Annotated in this window: 16 protein-coding genes and 1 pseudogene; 10 read left to right on the forward strand and 7 right to left on the reverse strand. The window is 62.5% G+C overall.

Annotated features, from left to right (window positions below):
* Position 1: 1 nt before the first annotated feature.
* Positions 2-679, forward strand: a complete 678-nt coding sequence (gene modC / locus BN32_RS14450; protein WP_019199626.1) for a molybdenum ABC transporter ATP-binding protein — start codon at positions 2-4, stop codon at positions 677-679.
* A 30-nt stretch (positions 680-709) separates the two neighbouring features.
* On the opposite strand, the gene BN32_RS14455 is transcribed toward modC, so the two are convergent.
* Positions 710-1,582 (reverse strand): ABC transporter substrate-binding protein, encoded by an 873-nt coding sequence (locus BN32_RS14455; RefSeq protein WP_040426561.1) that lies wholly within the window; start codon positions 1,580-1,582, stop codon positions 710-712.
* A gap of 81 nt (positions 1,583-1,663) precedes the next feature.
* On the opposite strand from BN32_RS14455, the gene BN32_RS14460 reads away from it, so the two are divergent.
* On the forward strand, positions 1,664-2,686 hold the full coding sequence (locus BN32_RS14460) for a FecCD family ABC transporter permease (RefSeq protein ID WP_019199623.1): 1,023 nt from the start codon (positions 1,664-1,666) through the stop codon (positions 2,684-2,686).
* Positions 2,683-3,468, forward strand: a complete 786-nt coding sequence (locus tag BN32_RS14465; RefSeq protein WP_019199622.1) for an ABC transporter ATP-binding protein — start codon at positions 2,683-2,685, stop codon at positions 3,466-3,468. Before BN32_RS14460 ends, BN32_RS14465 begins: the two co-directional genes overlap by 4 nt.
* Positions 3,469-3,473: 5 nt before the next feature.
* On the opposite strand, the pseudogene BN32_RS14470 reads toward BN32_RS14465, so the two are convergent.
* A pseudogene (locus BN32_RS14470) lies at positions 3,474-5,269 on the reverse strand (potassium/proton antiporter).
* Positions 5,270-5,274: 5 nt separating this feature from the next.
* Here BN32_RS14470 and BN32_RS26830 point away from each other — a divergent pair.
* The 5 genes from BN32_RS26830 to radC all read left to right on the forward strand — a co-directional run bounded on the left by BN32_RS26830 (position 5,275) and on the right by radC (position 9,347).
* A complete protein-coding gene (locus BN32_RS26830; protein ID WP_156449320.1) occupies positions 5,275-5,523 on the forward strand; it encodes a hypothetical protein in 249 nt (82 codons plus the stop codon).
* Between the two features lie 7 nt (positions 5,524-5,530).
* Complete coding sequence (locus tag BN32_RS14480; RefSeq protein ID WP_019199619.1) at positions 5,531-6,844, forward strand: mechanosensitive ion channel family protein; 1,314 nt, start codon at positions 5,531-5,533, stop codon at positions 6,842-6,844.
* 6 nt (positions 6,845-6,850) lie between these two features.
* Positions 6,851-7,597 carry a DNA/RNA nuclease SfsA gene (gene sfsA / locus BN32_RS14485; protein WP_019199618.1) on the forward strand — a complete coding sequence of 249 codons (747 nt, stop codon included), beginning with the start codon at positions 6,851-6,853 and terminating at the stop codon, positions 7,595-7,597.
* 118 nt (positions 7,598-7,715) lie between these two features.
* The gene (gene map, locus BN32_RS14490) at positions 7,716-8,543 is read left to right on the forward strand and encodes a type I methionyl aminopeptidase (protein WP_019199617.1); all 828 of its coding nucleotides are present in this window, start codon (positions 7,716-7,718) and stop codon (positions 8,541-8,543) included.
* Positions 8,544-8,633: 90 nt separating this feature from the next.
* The gene (gene radC, locus BN32_RS14495) at positions 8,634-9,347 is read left to right on the forward strand and encodes a RadC family protein (protein WP_019199616.1); all 714 of its coding nucleotides are present in this window, start codon (positions 8,634-8,636) and stop codon (positions 9,345-9,347) included.
* A gap of 2 nt (positions 9,348-9,349) precedes the next feature.
* Here radC and BN32_RS14500 read toward each other — a convergent pair whose 3' ends face one another.
* Genes BN32_RS14500 through BN32_RS14520 form a run of 5 tightly spaced genes read right to left on the reverse strand, consistent with a single transcriptional unit; the run spans position 9,350 to position 13,724 of the window.
* Positions 9,350-10,078, reverse strand: a complete 729-nt coding sequence (locus BN32_RS14500) for an AprI/Inh family metalloprotease inhibitor (protein ID WP_019199615.1) — start codon at positions 10,076-10,078, stop codon at positions 9,350-9,352.
* Positions 10,079-10,080: 2 nt separating this feature from the next.
* Entirely contained in the window at positions 10,081-11,064 is a 984-nt protein-coding gene (locus BN32_RS14505; RefSeq protein WP_019199614.1) for a 2-hydroxyacid dehydrogenase, read from the reverse strand.
* A complete protein-coding gene (locus BN32_RS14510) occupies positions 11,064-11,864 on the reverse strand; it encodes an ABC transporter permease (protein ID WP_019199613.1) in 801 nt (266 codons plus the stop codon). Before BN32_RS14510 ends, BN32_RS14505 begins: the two co-directional genes overlap by 1 nt.
* Positions 11,861-12,676 (reverse strand): ABC transporter ATP-binding protein, encoded by an 816-nt coding sequence (locus BN32_RS14515; protein WP_019199612.1) that lies wholly within the window; start codon positions 12,674-12,676, stop codon positions 11,861-11,863. The genes BN32_RS14510 and BN32_RS14515 overlap by 4 nt, the downstream gene beginning before the upstream one ends.
* A gap of 19 nt (positions 12,677-12,695) precedes the next feature.
* Positions 12,696-13,724, reverse strand: a complete 1,029-nt coding sequence (locus BN32_RS14520; protein WP_040426562.1) for an ABC transporter substrate-binding protein — start codon at positions 13,722-13,724, stop codon at positions 12,696-12,698.
* Between the two features lie 97 nt (positions 13,725-13,821).
* On the opposite strand from BN32_RS14520, the gene BN32_RS14525 reads away from it, so the two are divergent.
* Together BN32_RS14525 and BN32_RS14530 are read left to right on the forward strand one after the other, a co-directional pair.
* Entirely contained in the window at positions 13,822-14,637 is an 816-nt protein-coding gene (locus BN32_RS14525) for a creatininase family protein (RefSeq protein WP_019199610.1), read from the forward strand.
* Positions 14,638-14,774: 137 nt separating this feature from the next.
* The gene (locus BN32_RS14530; RefSeq protein WP_040426736.1) at positions 14,775-15,044 is read left to right on the forward strand and encodes a hypothetical protein; all 270 of its coding nucleotides are present in this window, start codon (positions 14,775-14,777) and stop codon (positions 15,042-15,044) included.
* Positions 15,045-15,122 lie beyond the last annotated feature (78 nt).

The following is a 15,122-nucleotide window of genomic DNA, read 5'->3' on the forward strand; positions in this document are numbered from 1 at the left end:
CGTGCTGTCAGTCGACATCGTAAAACAACTTGGCGAGTTCACACTCGCGGCTTCGTTCAGGAGCGACGGCCTGGTCACTGGCCTGTTCGGCAACTCCGGGGCCGGCAAGACATCGATCATCAACATGATCGCCGGGCTCACTGAACTGGACCGTGGACGGATTTCGCTCGACGGCGATATTCTCGACGACAGCACTTCGCATCTGCATGTTCCGCCGCACCGGCGGCGAATCGGCTACGTTTTTCAGGATGCGCGGCTGTTTCCGCATCTCAGCGTCCGGCAAAATCTCGACTACGGACGGCGTATGAACGGGTTGAATCACGACGTATCCGCAGAGCGGCATACGATTGATCTGCTCGACATCGGGCACCTGCTCGATCGCCGCTCCGCGCAATTATCCGGCGGCGAGCGTCAGCGCGTGGCGCTCGGCCGTGCCCTGCTCGCAAAGCCGCGCCTGCTGCTGCTCGACGAGCCGCTGGGATCGCTGGATGAAGAGCGGAAAGCGGAAATCCTTCCCTATTTCATCCGGCTGCGCGACGAAGCCAGCGTTCCGATGGTCTTTGTCAGCCACGACGCCGGCGAGATGCGGCGGCTGGCGACGAATGTCGTGATGCTCAAGCGTGGCAAGGTCGTTGCGTTCGGCGGCATCGATCTTCTCACACCCGCTATCCAGGCATGATGTGATCGGAAAACCTTTTCCGGATCAGGCCTACTTCAGCGCCTTGATCGCCTTCGCAAGATAATCGAGCCCTTGTACCAGCGGGGGACCGCCGCAAACCGTATAGCGTTCGGGAAGGTCGATCCGCCGGTTCGCGCCATAGCGCGCCAGCAGCGCCGGATGGGTGATGAACAGCGCACCCTGATCGCGCGCTTCTCGCGGCGGATCCTGCAACACCAGCACGTCCGGCCCGTCGGTCAGCAAGTGTTCGAGCGACACGAAGCCGCCTTGCTCCGCCGACTTGAAACCACCGGCTCCTGCCGACGCACGTCCCGGTGGCCACAATCCGGCGATGGACAGCATGCCGGATGCCAGACTGGCCGGGCCTTCCCGGTATCCTTCGCGCTGAATGACCAGCGCGGTCAGCGGCGGCTTCATGGCCTCGGCAGACAATCTCGCCTCGGCCTGTTCGAGTTGGCGCGCCAATGCTTCACCGCGTTCGGGATGGCCAACAAGTTTTCCCACATCAATGGCCTGACGGCGCGCATCGGCGAGATTGCGAATGAGTTCGACGTCCACGACACGGATACCCATCGCGCTCAGCATGGCGTGGATCGGGCGATGGCTCGGACCTCCGAGCACCAGATCCGGTGCAAGGTTCACCACCGACTCTGCGTCCCAATCCAGACGGGGAAACGACGACGCCTTGCCGGTCATGACAGACAGAAGCGGATCGACTGCATAGGGCGATAGTCCGGCGATCTGGGCGGGATCGGCCAGTGCAAGCAGCAACTGATCGGCGCAAAGGTTGAAGGATACGATCCGCTTTGGCGGGCTGTCCGCGCGCGCGACGGGCGCAATCCCGCAAAACGCCGAGACCGTGGCCGAAACAAGTATCGCCGCAAATATGGTTTTCTTGATCATGACAGCCTGTTATGCCACGTCCATTGTGTTGCGTCAGCGGCTGTTCTGCTGCGAAGACACGCCCGAACAAATCGGAACGGAATGACCAGCGACCGCCAGGGACAGATTCAGGGCACCTTGCTGACCGCGATGCTCGCCGTACTGGTGGCCGTGCTGTTCGTGCTGTCGCTGATGACTGGGCCCGCGCAGTTTTCACCACGGACGGTCATCGCGGCTCTGTTTTCCGATCAGGGCGTAGCCTCGATCATCGTGCGTGACATTCGGCTGCCGCGAACCCTGCTGGCGTTGCTCATCGGCGCGACGTTCGGACTGGCCGGTGCAGCGTTGCAGGGCCTGCTGCGCAATCCGCTCGCCGAACCGTCGCTGTTCGGTGCGCCGCAAGCGGCCGCCGCAGCAGCGGCCGCGATCATGGCCTTCGGATTCGCCAATGCGCTGTCGCTGGCGGTGCCGCTCGGCGGCATCGCCGGTGCACTGCTGTCGGTCGGTGCGCTGGTCGCCATCGCCGGACGCCGCGCCTCGCTGACAGTAACGCTGCTGGCGGGCCTCGCACTTGCAAGTCTGGCAGGGGCCGCCATCGCGCTCATCCTCAATCTCGCGCCCAATCCCTACATTGCTCTGGAGATCGCATTCTGGCTGCTCGGCTCGCTGCGGGATCGCAGCATCGAGCATGTCTGGCTCGCGGCACCGTTCATGATCGTGAGCTGGTTCGTGCTGGCAATCAACGCCGGGGCCTTCCGCGCACTGACGCTGGGTGAAGACGCTGCAGCCTCGCTCGGCGTCAATGTCGAGCGCACCCGCGTGCTGGTGGTGATCGGCGTCGCGCTCGGCGTCGGCGCGGCGGTTTCTGTCGCGGGCGCCATCTCGTTCGTCGGACTGGTCGCGCCGCATCTGGTGCGGCGGTTTTATGGCTCCGATCCCGCCCGCGTGTTGCTCCCTGCCTCGCTGGCAGGCGCAGCGCTCCTGATGGCAGCCGACATCGCTGTGCGTCTGATCCCCGCGGTCATCGAAATCAAGATCGGCGTGGTAACGGCGCTGATCGGTGTACCATTCTTCCTGGCGATGATCTTCCATGAGCGCCGCGCGCTGGAGGACAGCACGCAATGAAGCCGAACAACGCGCCACGCCTTGTCTCCACCGCGATTACCGTCACCCGGGGCTCACGCCGGATCGTGGACTGCGTCGATCTGACGTTGAACGCCGGGGAATTCACAATTCTTGCAGGACCCAACGGTGCCGGTAAAACCACGCTGGCCCGCGCCATGACAGGCGTGATGAAAGTCGAGGGTTCAACCACCTTCGACGGCATCGGCCTGCGTCACATGCAGCCGCGCGCCCGCGCGCGCGCCATCTCCTATCTGCCGCAGGGGCACGAATTTCACTGGCCGATGCGTGTGGACAGCATCGTCGCGCTTGGACGCGAACCGCATGCCGACCCATTCTCGCAGACCTCGGTCAAGGATCGGATCGCCATCGAGCGCGCCATCGAGGCGACGGCGGTCGGCGAGTTTTCCTCACGGCTGATCACGACGCTGTCGGGAGGTGAACGCGCCCGCGTCGCCATCGCGCGGGCACTGGCGACCGAGGCCTCCGTGCTGATCGCAGACGAGCCGACCGCGTCGCTCGACGAGCGTCATCAGCTCATCGTCATGGACCTGCTTCAGCGTATTGCCCACAGCGGCACGGCAGTCCTTGCCATCATTCACGATCTCGCTTTGGCGATGCGGTTCGCAGATCGCGTGGTCGTCATGAACGAGGGCCGCATCGTCGCCAACGATACCCCGTCGCTGGCGCTGACGCCCGATCGCATTGCCGAGATCTTCGGCATTTCGGTGAACCGCGTCGAGACGCCGGATGGACCGCTGCTGCTGCCGTCCCGCGCGCTGTAACCGGCTCAGCTCCCGAGCAGCCGGGTCCCGATCCGCGACAGCCTGCGCTTTGCGGCGGCGGTGCGGGTCAGCGGGGGTGCGGGCGGCTCCTCATCTTCCGGCAACCGCAAACCAACGATGTTAACGCGCGCACCGCCGATACTGCGCGCGACCAGCACGATGGAATCGAGCGGCAAGGTCGCGCCGACGCGCGGTGCGTGGTCGAGATGAATATCGAAGTAATCCGCCAGCGTCAGATGTGCGTCGCCGGGCGCGACGGTGATGCCGTAGATGTCGGCGACGTCCTTTAAGGTCACATCGCCGGGCATCATGAAGTCGCCGAGCAGGTGCGGGTCCGGCGCGGGCACCACGGGCATGTCGACGAAGAAACGATCCAGCGCTTCGGCTTTCTCCGGCGGCGCCAGCAGATAGAGATAGTCGCCCTTGACCACCGGTTCGGCTTCGACGGGCGAGAGAATCCGCTCATCACGGATCACCAGCGTGGGCTTCGACCAGGACGGGATCAGCCCGCGTTTCAGGAACAGGCTGTTGGCGCGAACCGGATAGCCGACGAGTTGCTGCTCAAGCTGTCCCGGCAGATCGAGCTCGACGCGGCGAGGCCCGCGATCCGCCCGCGGCAGCGCCACATGCAGACGCCGCGCGGCGGCGGCGAGTGTCCAGCCCTGCAGCAGCAGCGAGATGATGACGACGACGAAGGCGACGTCGAAATAGAGCTGCGCATTGGGCAGCCCGACCAACATCGGTATCGAGGCCAGGAAGATCGCCACTGCGCCGCGCAAGCCGACCCACGCGATGAAGGTCCGCTCCCGCCAGTTGAACGGGAATGGAGCCAGGCAGAGGAACACAGCGATGGGCCGCGCCACCAGCATCAGCACCAGCGCCACCGCGACAGCCGGCAGCACGGTTGCCAGGGTTCGCTCAGGCGAGACCAGCAGGCCGAGCAAAACGACATCACGATCTGCGCCAGCCATGTCGCCGCGTCGAGAAAGGCGACGACGGAATTGTGCGCGCGGGTCGGACGATTACCGATGATAATGCCGGCGAGATAGACCGCGAGGAATCCCGACGCGTGCGAGATCTGGGCCACCCCGAAAATCACCAGCGCGGCGGTCGTCACGAAGGGCGCGTGCAGACCCTGCGGCAAGGAGATGCGATTCAGCGCAAACACCACAAGCCAGCCGCCGACAGCTCCGAAAAGCACGCCCAGCGCACTCTCGCGCACGAACTGAAGTGCGATATGCCCCGCCGAGCTCTGCCCGACCGACAGGAATTCCACCAGCATCAGCGTCAGGAAGATCGCGAACGGATCGTTGGTGCCGGATTCGACCTCAAGGGTCGCACCGACGCGCGGGCGCAAACGAAGACCCTGGCTATGGACCAGAAGGAACACAGCGGCGGCGTCCGTCGAGCCCACCACCGCGCCGACCAGCAGCGCCTCGGGCCAGCCGATCCCGAGCGCATATTTGGCGACCGGCGCCGTGATCAGCGCCGTCAGCAGCACGCCGACGGTCGCCAAAGCCGCCGACGGCGCCAGCACCGCGCGGATGCTCTGGAAACGGGTCTTCAACCCGCCATCGAACAGGATCAGCGCCAACGCCACCGAGCCGACCAGATAGGTCGTTTGCACATCGTCGAAACGGAGGCCGCCGGGTCCGCTATCACCCGCAAGGATACCGACGAAAAGGAAGACCAGCAGCAGCGGGGCACCGAACCGCAGCGCGAGCAGGCTGGAGAGAATGCCCGCCATCACGAGAACCGAGCCAAGCAGAATGGCAATGCTGACCGAGTCGAGGGATGCCATTAGCTATGTCTGTCTCCGTCCGCCGTCCAAATGCCCGCATTTTCATGAATATCGTCGCCGCCGCCCGCCGCCAACTCATTTGTCACTGCGATCAAGATTGTGCCGGATTTGCTGGTGTTAAGTCGCCCGTATGCCGGATTCTCGCACGTCTGACCGTGGAATGTGGGAATCTGGCAAACGGCCGAATCGAATTCAGGGTCGAACCCAAGATCAAACCTGAGATGGCCGGACTGGCCCGTCTCTTTGCAAGGTGAGTTGCCCATGGACTGGGATGATATCCAGCAGGCTTTGCAGGCCACCATCCGCTCCGCGGAGGCCTATCTCGTATCCCCCTGGTTCTACATGCAGGCCGGCATCATCCTTGTCGCAGCGGGCCTTTCGCTGGCCGCCGCGAGTTTCCTGCGCGCGCGGATCGATCCGGCGTCGCTGGCGATGGGTCTGCCGGCACCGCTGCGGGTGCTGATCCGGGTTCTCATGAATCGCGCGGGAACGATCATCTTCGCGCTGCTGATCAGCATCACCCGCGCCGTCATTGTGAAAACTGAAGTCCTGCGGCATGGCTACCTGCTCTCCACCGCCGCCAGCCTCGCAACCGCCTGGGTCATCATCCGGCTGGCGACGGGATTGATCCGCAACGAATTCGTGGTCCGTGCGGTTTCGGTCACGGCCTGGATCATTGCGGCCCTGAGCATCATCGGAAAACTGGACGAGGTGGCGGCGGCGCTGGACTCCGTCTCGATCCCGCTCGGTGCGCTGCGCGTGACACCGTTGCTGGTCCTGAAGGTCGCGGTGTCCCTTGGCATCGCACTGTGGCTGGTCGGCATCCTCGGCAATTTCCTCGAATCGCGGATTACCCGCTCGCGCGACCTCACGCCGTCGGTTCAGGTTCTCCTGGTCAAGATGGTCCGCCTGATGCTGATGGTGGCGGCATTTGCGGTCGTGATGAGCGCCGCAGGTATCGATCTATCCGCCTTCGCGCTGTTTTCCGGCGCTATCGGCGTCGGCCTGGGCTTCGGCTTGCAAAAGATCGTCGCCAATTTCATCAGCGGCGTGATCCTGCTGGCAGACAAGTCGGTGAAGCCCGGCGATCTCATCACTATCGGGGACAGTTCGGGGAAAATCAGCGCCATGAACACGCGCTACATTTCCGTCGCAGCGGGTGACGGCCGCGAAATCCTGATCCCGAACGAGGATCTGGTGACGCAGCGTGTGGTCAACTGGACCTACACCAACAAGAACATGCTGGTGAAGGTCAACTTCGCGACCAACTACGACGCCGATCCGAACATCGTCTGCAAACTCGCCATCGACATCGCAGGAGCGACGGCAAGCGTCGCCAGCTTCAAACCGCCGAACTGCCTGCTGGTGGAATTCGCGGAAACCTGCATGAAATTTACGCTGACGTTCTGGGTCGCCGATCTCGACGTCGGCGCCGACAATGTCCGCAGTGAAGTGATGCTCAAGCTATGGGATGCCTTCAAGCGCGAGAACATCCGCGTGCCGTATCCGGTGCGGGAAATCCGTGTGCGCGGCGGCGCACTGCCGGTCGAGACCGTCATCGACGTGCAGAACTGACAGCGCATGCGCTTTGCCAGTGAACTGGTCCCGGCGACCCTGATCCGCCGCTACAAGCGTTTTTTGGCCGACGTCGAGCTGGCCGACGGCACGACGGTCACGGCGCATGTCGCCAATCCAGGCGCTATGACCGGCCTTCAGGCCGAGGGCGCGCGGGTCTGGCTGTCCAGATCGCCGAGCCTCACGCGCAAGCTGCCCTACTCGTGGGAACTGATCGAGGTCGACTTCGGCAGCGGTTCTGAGCTGACCGGCGTCAACACCATGCACCCGAATCCGATCGTGGCCGAAGCACTTGCGGCGGGTGCAATCCCCGAACTGACCGGCTACGCAACCATCCGCCGCGAAGTGAAGTATGGGCGCATCATCAACGGCAAGGGTTCACGCATCGATTTCCTGCTGGAAGATTTCGCGCGGCCGCCCTGCTATGTTGAGGTCAAGAACGTGCATCTGATGCGCCGAGCGGACGTCGCCGAGTTCCCGGATTCGGTGACCGCGCGCGGCGCAAAGCATCTCGACGAACTGGCGGAAATGGTCGCCTCCGGAGCCCGCGCCGTGATGCTGTTCGTGATTCAGATCGGCTCGGCGCGCTCGTTCGCGCTGGCCCGCGACATCGACCCGACCTATGCCCGCGCCTTCGACAAAGCGCGCATGTCCGGCGTCGAGGCCCTGGCCTGGACCTGTAGCCTTACCCGCCACGACATCAGGCTCGAACGGCCTGTTCCAATCGAACCGGAAGCTGGAAACGACCCCTAAAAACAAGCCCCCCGAACAAGGATTGCCAGCCCGGCTGAACCGCCGCTTGCGCTGAGGGCTGCATCCATTAAATTGGGGGGAAGCCAGCAAATTCCTCGATATTGAAGCCAGATTCCCCATGAATTACGTCGAAGCCACCGAAACCTCGCTGCGAAAGACCGGACAGATCAAGCTGCACGGTCCCCAGGCGTTTGCAGGCATGCGCAAGGCGGGAGCTTTGGTCGCGCGGTGTCTCGACGAACTGGCTGCCATCGTCAGGCCGGGCATCTTCACCTCGCAAATCGACGATTTTGTCCGGAAGTTCGCTTTCGACCACAAATCCTACCCCGCGACGCTGATGTATCGCGGCTATCGCTATTCGACCTGCACCTCGATCAACCATGTGGTCTGCCACGGCATGCCCGGCGACCGGCCGCTCAAAGAAGGCGACATTGTCAACGTCGACGTAACGATGATCGTGGACGGATGGTATGGCGATTCCAGCCGCATGTACGCCGTCGGCGAGATTTCGCGCCGCGCGGAACGGCTGATCGACGTCACCTATGAGGCGATGATGCGCGGCATTGCCGCCGTGAAGCCCGGCGCCACCACCGGCGATATCGGTCATGCGATCCAGAGTTTCGTCGAGCCGCAGCAGATGAGCGTGGTGCGCGATTTCTGCGGACACGGCCTCGGGCGAATGTTTCACGACGAGCCGAACATCATCCATATCGGCCGCCCCGGCGAAGGCGTCGTCCTGCGGCCCGGCATGTTCTTCACCATCGAACCGATGATCAATCTCGGCAAGCCGCACGTGAAGGTCCTGTCTGACGGCTGGACCGCAGTGACCCGCGACCGTTCGCTGTCGGCGCAGTTCGAGCATTCGGTCGGCGTGACCCAGGACGGCGTGGAAATCTTCACGCTCTCGCCGGGCAAGCTGGACAAGCCGCCTTACAAACTCGCCTGACGGCCGGCGACGTCTACCGGCCGATTTCGCTATTGCAAATACGGGACGGCGCGGCATGGTTGCTATGTCACGCGAGTCACGTCACGCGCCATGCCTGCCAAGCCCGATGACCCGTCCGGATTCTCCGAAGCGCCGCACTATCACGGCCATCGCGAGCGGCTGCGCGACCGCTTTCGCGATGCTGGCCCCGATGCGCTGAGCGACTACGAACTGCTCGAAATGGTGTTGTTTCGAGCCCTGCCGCGGCGCGACGTCAAACCGCTGGCCAAGGCGTTGATCGCAAAGTTCGGATCGTTCGCCGAGGTGGTCCACGCACCGGAGTTACGCCTGAAGGAAGTCAGCGGGCTCGGCGACTCGGCGATTACTGAAGTCAAACTGATCGCGGCGACCGCAAGCCGGGTCGCGAAGGGGCAGATCAACAAACAGAAGACCGTGCTGTCGTCATGGTCGTCCGTGATCGAGTATTGCCGCGCAGCCATGGCCTTCGCAGATAAAGAACAGTTTCGAATATTGTTTCTCGACAAGCGTAATCAACTGATCGCAGACGAATTGCAGCAGGTCGGCACCATCGACCATACGCCGGTCTACCCACGCGAGGTGGTGAAGCGCGCGCTCGAGCTATCCGCCACCGCGATCATTCTGGTGCACAACCATCCTTCCGGCGATCCGACACCGTCGACCGCCGACATTCAGATGACCAAGTCGATCATGTCGATTTCGAGCCCGCTCGGAATCTTGGTGCACGATCACATCATTGTCGGGAAGAACGGCCACGCCAGCCTGAAGGGAATGCGGCTTATCTAGATCTATTGCCGCATCAGCAGCAACGGATCTGCACTGTCGGGAACGCGCCGCCACTGGGCATTGTCGTCGGCCTCAAAACGCCAGATCTCGCCCTTCGCCGATCGCAGCAGCAACTCGCCACGTTCGATGCGCCACACCGTGGGCGCGAAAGTCGTGACCATCGGGTCGCAACGCGGCTTGAGATACACCGCAAAATTCTCCGGCGACGTTTCGGTATTGGTCAGCGTCAATCCGCAGATCGCCTTACCGCTTCCGCGCACCATCGCCCAGTCGCCGATCAGCTGATCCGCCGATTTCGACAGGGCACGGGCGGCAGCGAGATTCTGCAGCAGATAGACGCCTTCTCCCTGGCGCAGACCCTCGAAAATACCGCTCTCGACCTCGGTCACATCAATGACCGACTGTCCCGCCGCATCCTGCAGCCGAACGATATCGAGACCCTTCACGCTCCACGCGACGATGTTCTTGGTGAACGGCAACGCGGCGCTGCACCCCTTATCGAACTCCAGCTTTAGGCCTTGCGGCGTGGAATCGCTCTTCAGCGTCACGATGCAAGTCTTGTCGCGGCCCGCCGTAGACAGTTCCCATTCTCCGACCATTTCCTTGGTGAGAGAACGAGCGTCCTGCGCCACGGCGTCCGGTGCAATCATGAGAACCGCCGCCAACGCGAGCAGGCAAGCCTGCCCGTTCAGCGAATGTCTCATGAAACCGGACTGTGCAGCGCGCGGCACTGTCAGCGGCCCTTCACCGGCGTCTCGGCAATCGGGGTCAACGGCGCCTTGCCCGCGAACCACAATTTGAGATTGTCGACCACAAGCTGATCCATCGCATTGCGTGTGGTGACCGACGCCGACGCGATATGCGGCAGCAGCACCACATTCTGCATCGCCTTCAATGCATCCGGCACTTCGGGCTCGTTCGCGAACACGTCGAGGCCGGCCGCCATGATGGTGCCGTCCTTGAGTGCGGCAATCAGCGCCTCCTCGTCCGCCACCGAACCGCGCGCGACGTTGATGAAGACACCACGCGGCCCCAGCGCCTTGAGCACCTCGGCGTTGATCATTTTCGCGGTCGACGGGCCGCCAGGCGTGATGGCGATCAGCGTATCGACCTCCTTCGCCATCTCGATCAGGTTGGGATAGTGCTTGTATGTGACGCCCTTCGCCGGATTGCGCGAGTGATAGACCACCGGCACAAGCGACGCATCGAGACGGCGCGCGATGGCCTGGCCGATGCGGCCCATGCCGACCATACCAACCTTGCGGTCACGCAGCGAACCCGGGCTCAACGGAAAGCTTTTCGTGGTCCAGTGCCCCGCGCGCAGATAGCGATCCGCCTTGATGAATTCACGCACCGTCGCAATCAGAAGGCCAAGCGCGGTGTCCGCGACCTCCTCGGTCAGCACATCCGGCGTGTTGGTGACGATGATGTTGTGCCCGGCGGCGTACCTGAAATCGATATGGTCGTAGCCGACGCCGAAGGTCGATACCATTTCGGTTTTCGGGAACCGCGCCAGCATCGCGGCATCAGCCTGCACCAGACCGGTGACGGCAACGCCGCGAATGCGTCCGGCAATCTCAGGCGCCAGGCGGCTCAGGTCGCGCTGGTTCTCGAATTTGTGAAGCACGAAGTTCGCGGGAAAGCCGTTATCGATCACCGGCTTCGACGGGCCGTAAATCAGCACATCGACCTTTTCCTGAGAACCATCCGCAGCCATTAGTTGTCCTTTCCAAGCGCACTTTCGTGCCAGCGTCGTAGCACAAGATGCGAGGCCAGCGAGAGGCCCAAATAAATGACAATTCCGGCAATCGAGAGCAACAGCAGCGCCGCGAACATCCGGGGAATGTTGAGCCGATAACCGGCCTCTGCAATCCGATAAGCCAGTCCGGAGCCGGCGCCGGCCGAACCCGCCGCGATTTCGGCGACCACCGCACCGATCAGCGATAATCCACCCGCGATCCGCAGGCCGCCGAGAATATGCGGCAGTGCAGAAGGCAACTTCAGGCGGCGCAGGGTCTGCGTTCGAGAGGCGCCGTACAATTCGAACAGGCCGAGCAGATTGCGATCGACCGAATTCAGCCCCAACGTGGTATTCGACAGCACCGGAAAAAACGCGACGATCCAGGCGCAGGCCACGACCGCCGCATGCTGCGGAAGATAGATCAGCAACAGCGGCGCGATTGCAATCACCGGCGTCACCTGGAGAATAACGGCGTAGGGCAAAAGCGCATACTCCAGCCATTTCGAGCGGCTGAACAACACCGCGAGGGCGATGCCGCCGACCGCCGCTGCAAAAAAGCCCTGAACCGTGGTCAGCAGTGTCGTCAGCAACGACCCGAACAGGATCGGCCAGTCCTGTATCAGGGTCGAGAACACGACGCTTGGCGCAGGCAGCACATAGACCGGGAGATTGTTGATGCGTACCGCCGCCTCCCAGACCGCAACGCCGGCGGCGAGCGCAACCAGCGGCAGGACGAACTTCAAAAACCGGACCGGCAACGTCTCGCGGGTGGTCATGCCGCTGCCCCGACAGTGCTGGCCTTCGCAAGCGCTACGGAAACATCACGGCAATGCGCCGCATATTCCGGCGACGTACGAAAGTCCTCGCCGCGCGGCTCGGCTGCATTGATGCGAAATTCACGCGCGATGCGTCCGGGCCGAGGCGTCATGATCAGCACGCGTTGCGACAGATACACCGACTCGAATACCGAATGCGTCACGAACACGACCGTCTTGCCCAGCTTGCGCCAAAGCGCGAGCAGGTCGTTGTTCAGCTTGAACCGCGTGATCTCGTCAAGTGCCGCGAACGGCTCATCCATCAGGAGAATATCCGGATCGGTCACCAGCGCCCGCGCCAGCGAAACCCGCATCTTCATGCCGCCGGACAGTTCGCGCGGATAGACGTCCGCGAACTCCGCGAGCCCGACTTGCGATAGCGCCTGATTGACATGCGCTGCGGTATCGGCACGGGACACATGCGCCAGATCGAGCGGAAGCTGAACGTTGCCGCGTACCGTCGCCCACGGCATCAGGGTCGGCTCCTGAAACACGAAACCGATGTTGTGGCGCGAACGACCCTGCGCGCCGCGCCCGGCGACCTGAACGGTGCCGGTCGTCGGCTCGTTCAGGCCGGCCATGATGCGCAGCGCCGTGGACTTGCCGCAGCCGGACGGCCCGAGCAACGACACGAACTCTCCCGTGCGAACCGTCAGGTCGAGCGGACCCAATGCGGCAACACCATTGTCGTAGATCTTGGTGACGTCGCGCAACGACACTGCCGCGCCACCCGGCGGTCTGTCGCGCGTATCGTCAGCCTCTAAGATGGACATTCCGGGAAATCCGCCGCCGTCAGTTCTTCGGCCGCAGGTTAAGACCCACGGCCTTGTTGACAAAACGCAAGGTGTAGGCCTTGCGATAGTCGATGTCGCGCCGCGTCACGCCGGCACGAACCATCTTGCCGAAGAACGCCACCATGCGCTCGTCGCTCATCGCGCCAATACCATCCTTCAGCGCATCGCCGGAATCGACGATGCCGTATTGCTTCATCTTGTCGACCGAATAGGCGAGCAGATCGTCTGTCATCTCGGGATTGGCCTTCTTGATAAGCGCATTGCCGGGGCGGTTGTCGCCGTAGAGATAAGTGTACCAGCCCGTCACCGAGGCATCGACGAAACGCTGCACCAGATCGGCTTTCTTTTCAGCGTACGCGGTTCGTGTCTCGATCAGCGTCGAGTAGGCGTTGAAGCCGTAGTCAGCCAGCAGGATGACAGTCGGCTTGAACTTCGCCTGCTTCTCCACCGCGAACGGTTCGGACGTCACGTAGCCCTGCATCGCACTTTTCTTGTCCGCCAGAAACGGCTGCGCGTTGAACGTATAGGGTTTCACGTTTTCCTCGCTGAACCCGTAGTCGGATTTCAGCCACTGGAAATAGGTCGGCATCCCTTCCTTGGATACGAACAGCGTCAGCGGCTTGAGGTCTTCGAGCTTGCTGACCTTGGACCCGGGATGCGCCAGGAAAACCTGCGGATCTTTCTGGAAGATAGCTGCGACCGCGACAACGGGCACATTGTTGGCCACCGCATCGAATGACTGCAGCGTGTTCGCGCTCATGAAAAAATCGAGCTTGCCGGCGATCAACTGGATACGGTTGTTGACGTTGGGACCACCGGGAACGATCGTGACGTCGAGGCCGTAACGTGCGTAGGTGCCGTCCGCCACGGCCTGATAGAAGCCGCCATGCTCGGCTTGCGCGACCCAGTTGGTGCCGAACGAAACCTTGTCCAGGGTGCCGGGGGTCTGTGCATGAGCCCGTATTCCGGTCGTCAGCCCGAGACTGATTCCGGCGACGACCGCGCACAGCAAGCGGCTGGGTGGCATGATTGGACTCCGTTGGGCGTTTTGCCCATGATGGGCAACCTAAAGCTACTCTGCTAATTGATTCAATGAAACGCCTGTTCGAAGAAACCCGCGCACGATGATAAAGCCGCCGCACGACTGGACCGCGATTCGCTCCTCCACCATCGACAAGGCCGAGAGCTCTCGCTGGATCGCCGTGCTGCCGCTGGCGGCCACCGAACAGCACGGACCTCATTTACCGTTCGAGACCGACACCCTGATTGCCGAAGCCTATCTTGCGCGCGTCCGCGCTACGTTGCCCGTTGATTTGCCGGTGACGTTTCTGCCCATCGAGCCGGTCGGGATTTCAACCGAACATACGGCCTATCCCGGTACGCAAACACTTCCGACGGAAGTTGCACTCAGCAAGTGGATGGCGCTCTGTGACGCGGTGGCGGAAACGGGCATCAGAAAGATCGTCATCGTCACCAGCCACGGCGGCAACAGCGCGGCGATGGCGCTGATCGCGCAAGATTTGCGCGCAAAGCATGGAATGCTGGCGGTGACCACAAGCTGGAGCCGGTTCGGCGCTCCGGACGGATTGTTCTCCGCCGACGAATTGCGTTTTGGTGTTCACGGCGGCGCTGTCGAAACCTCGATCATGCTCGCAGCCTTTCCTGATCAGGTGAGAACCAACCGGCTCGCGAATTTCGAGTCTGCGGAAAGGCAGATGGTCAAGGAATTCCGCTGGCTTTCGGCGGGACGCCCTGCGCCGTTTGCGTGGGCGGCGCAGGATCTCAATCCGCAGGGCGCGGTCGGCGACGCAACTCTGGCCAGCGCGGAGAAAGGCAACGCGTTGCTGGACTACGGCGCACGCGCGTTTGTCGAATTGCTCGATGATGTCCGCAGATTCGACCTCTCCCGGTTGGCTAACCAGCCGCAAATATCGAAATAGCCTTATAAGATGCTGAAATTACTATATTTTTGTTTGTGATCGACTTTCGAAAAGAATTTTCGAACCGAATCCCGGCAGCTCACCACCAATTGGCATGCGGTCCACACGGCCCGCCCCAAACAAGGATGGAGAGTTTCATGTCGATCAAGACCAAGATTGCCGCCCTCGCAGTTGCTGCTCTGACCCTGACCGGCGGCATTGCCGCCACCACCCAGGAAGCTCACGCCGGCAAATTCCATCATCACCATGGCGTCGGCATCGGTGTCGGCCTCGCCGCTGGCGCGCTGTTCGCCGCTGCTGCCAGCAACGCTTACGCCAACGACTACTACGGCTATCGCCGCTGCGGCTGGGTTCGCCAGTTCGACGCCTACGGCAACTACATCGGCCGCGTTCGCAGCTGCTACTGATCAGAATCAAAGTTGAGTTCGGCGCGACGCCTCATCCACGCCGCGTCGACCCAAGGACCCGCCCGGTTGTCCCCCCGG

The organism is Afipia birgiae 34632 (genome assembly GCF_000308295.2).
Classification (GTDB): Bacteria; Pseudomonadota; Alphaproteobacteria; order Rhizobiales; family Xanthobacteraceae; genus Afipia; species Afipia birgiae.

Bases quoted from the DNA above. Each gene is read 5' to 3' on its own strand.
- map (WP_019199617.1), top strand. From the start codon at position 7,716: ATGAATTACGTCGAAGCCACCGAAACCTCGCTGCGAAAGACCGGACAG.
- radC (WP_019199616.1), top strand. From the start codon at position 8,634: ATGCCTGCCAAGCCCGATGACCCGTCCGGATTCTCCGAAGCGCCGCAC.
- BN32_RS14530 (WP_040426736.1), top strand. From the start codon at position 14,775: ATGTCGATCAAGACCAAGATTGCCGCCCTCGCAGTTGCTGCTCTGACC.
- BN32_RS14465 (WP_019199622.1), top strand. From the start codon at position 2,683: ATGAAGCCGAACAACGCGCCACGCCTTGTCTCCACCGCGATTACCGTC.
- BN32_RS14510 (WP_019199613.1), bottom strand. From the start codon at position 11,864: ATGACCACCCGCGAGACGTTGCCGGTCCGGTTTTTGAAGTTCGTCCTG.
- BN32_RS26830 (WP_156449320.1), top strand. From the start codon at position 5,275: ATGTCTGTCTCCGTCCGCCGTCCAAATGCCCGCATTTTCATGAATATC.
- BN32_RS14460 (WP_019199623.1), top strand. From the start codon at position 1,664: ATGACCAGCGACCGCCAGGGACAGATTCAGGGCACCTTGCTGACCGCG.
- BN32_RS14455 (WP_040426561.1), bottom strand. From the start codon at position 1,582: ATGATCAAGAAAACCATATTTGCGGCGATACTTGTTTCGGCCACGGTC.
- BN32_RS14480 (WP_019199619.1), top strand. From the start codon at position 5,531: ATGGACTGGGATGATATCCAGCAGGCTTTGCAGGCCACCATCCGCTCC.
- BN32_RS14520 (WP_040426562.1), bottom strand. From the start codon at position 13,724: ATGCCACCCAGCCGCTTGCTGTGCGCGGTCGTCGCCGGAATCAGTCTC.
- sfsA (WP_019199618.1), top strand. From the start codon at position 6,851: ATGCGCTTTGCCAGTGAACTGGTCCCGGCGACCCTGATCCGCCGCTAC.
- BN32_RS14515 (WP_019199612.1), bottom strand. From the start codon at position 12,676: ATGTCCATCTTAGAGGCTGACGATACGCGCGACAGACCGCCGGGTGGC.
- BN32_RS14505 (WP_019199614.1), bottom strand. From the start codon at position 11,064: ATGGCTGCGGATGGTTCTCAGGAAAAGGTCGATGTGCTGATTTACGGC.
- BN32_RS14525 (WP_019199610.1), top strand. From the start codon at position 13,822: ATGATAAAGCCGCCGCACGACTGGACCGCGATTCGCTCCTCCACCATC.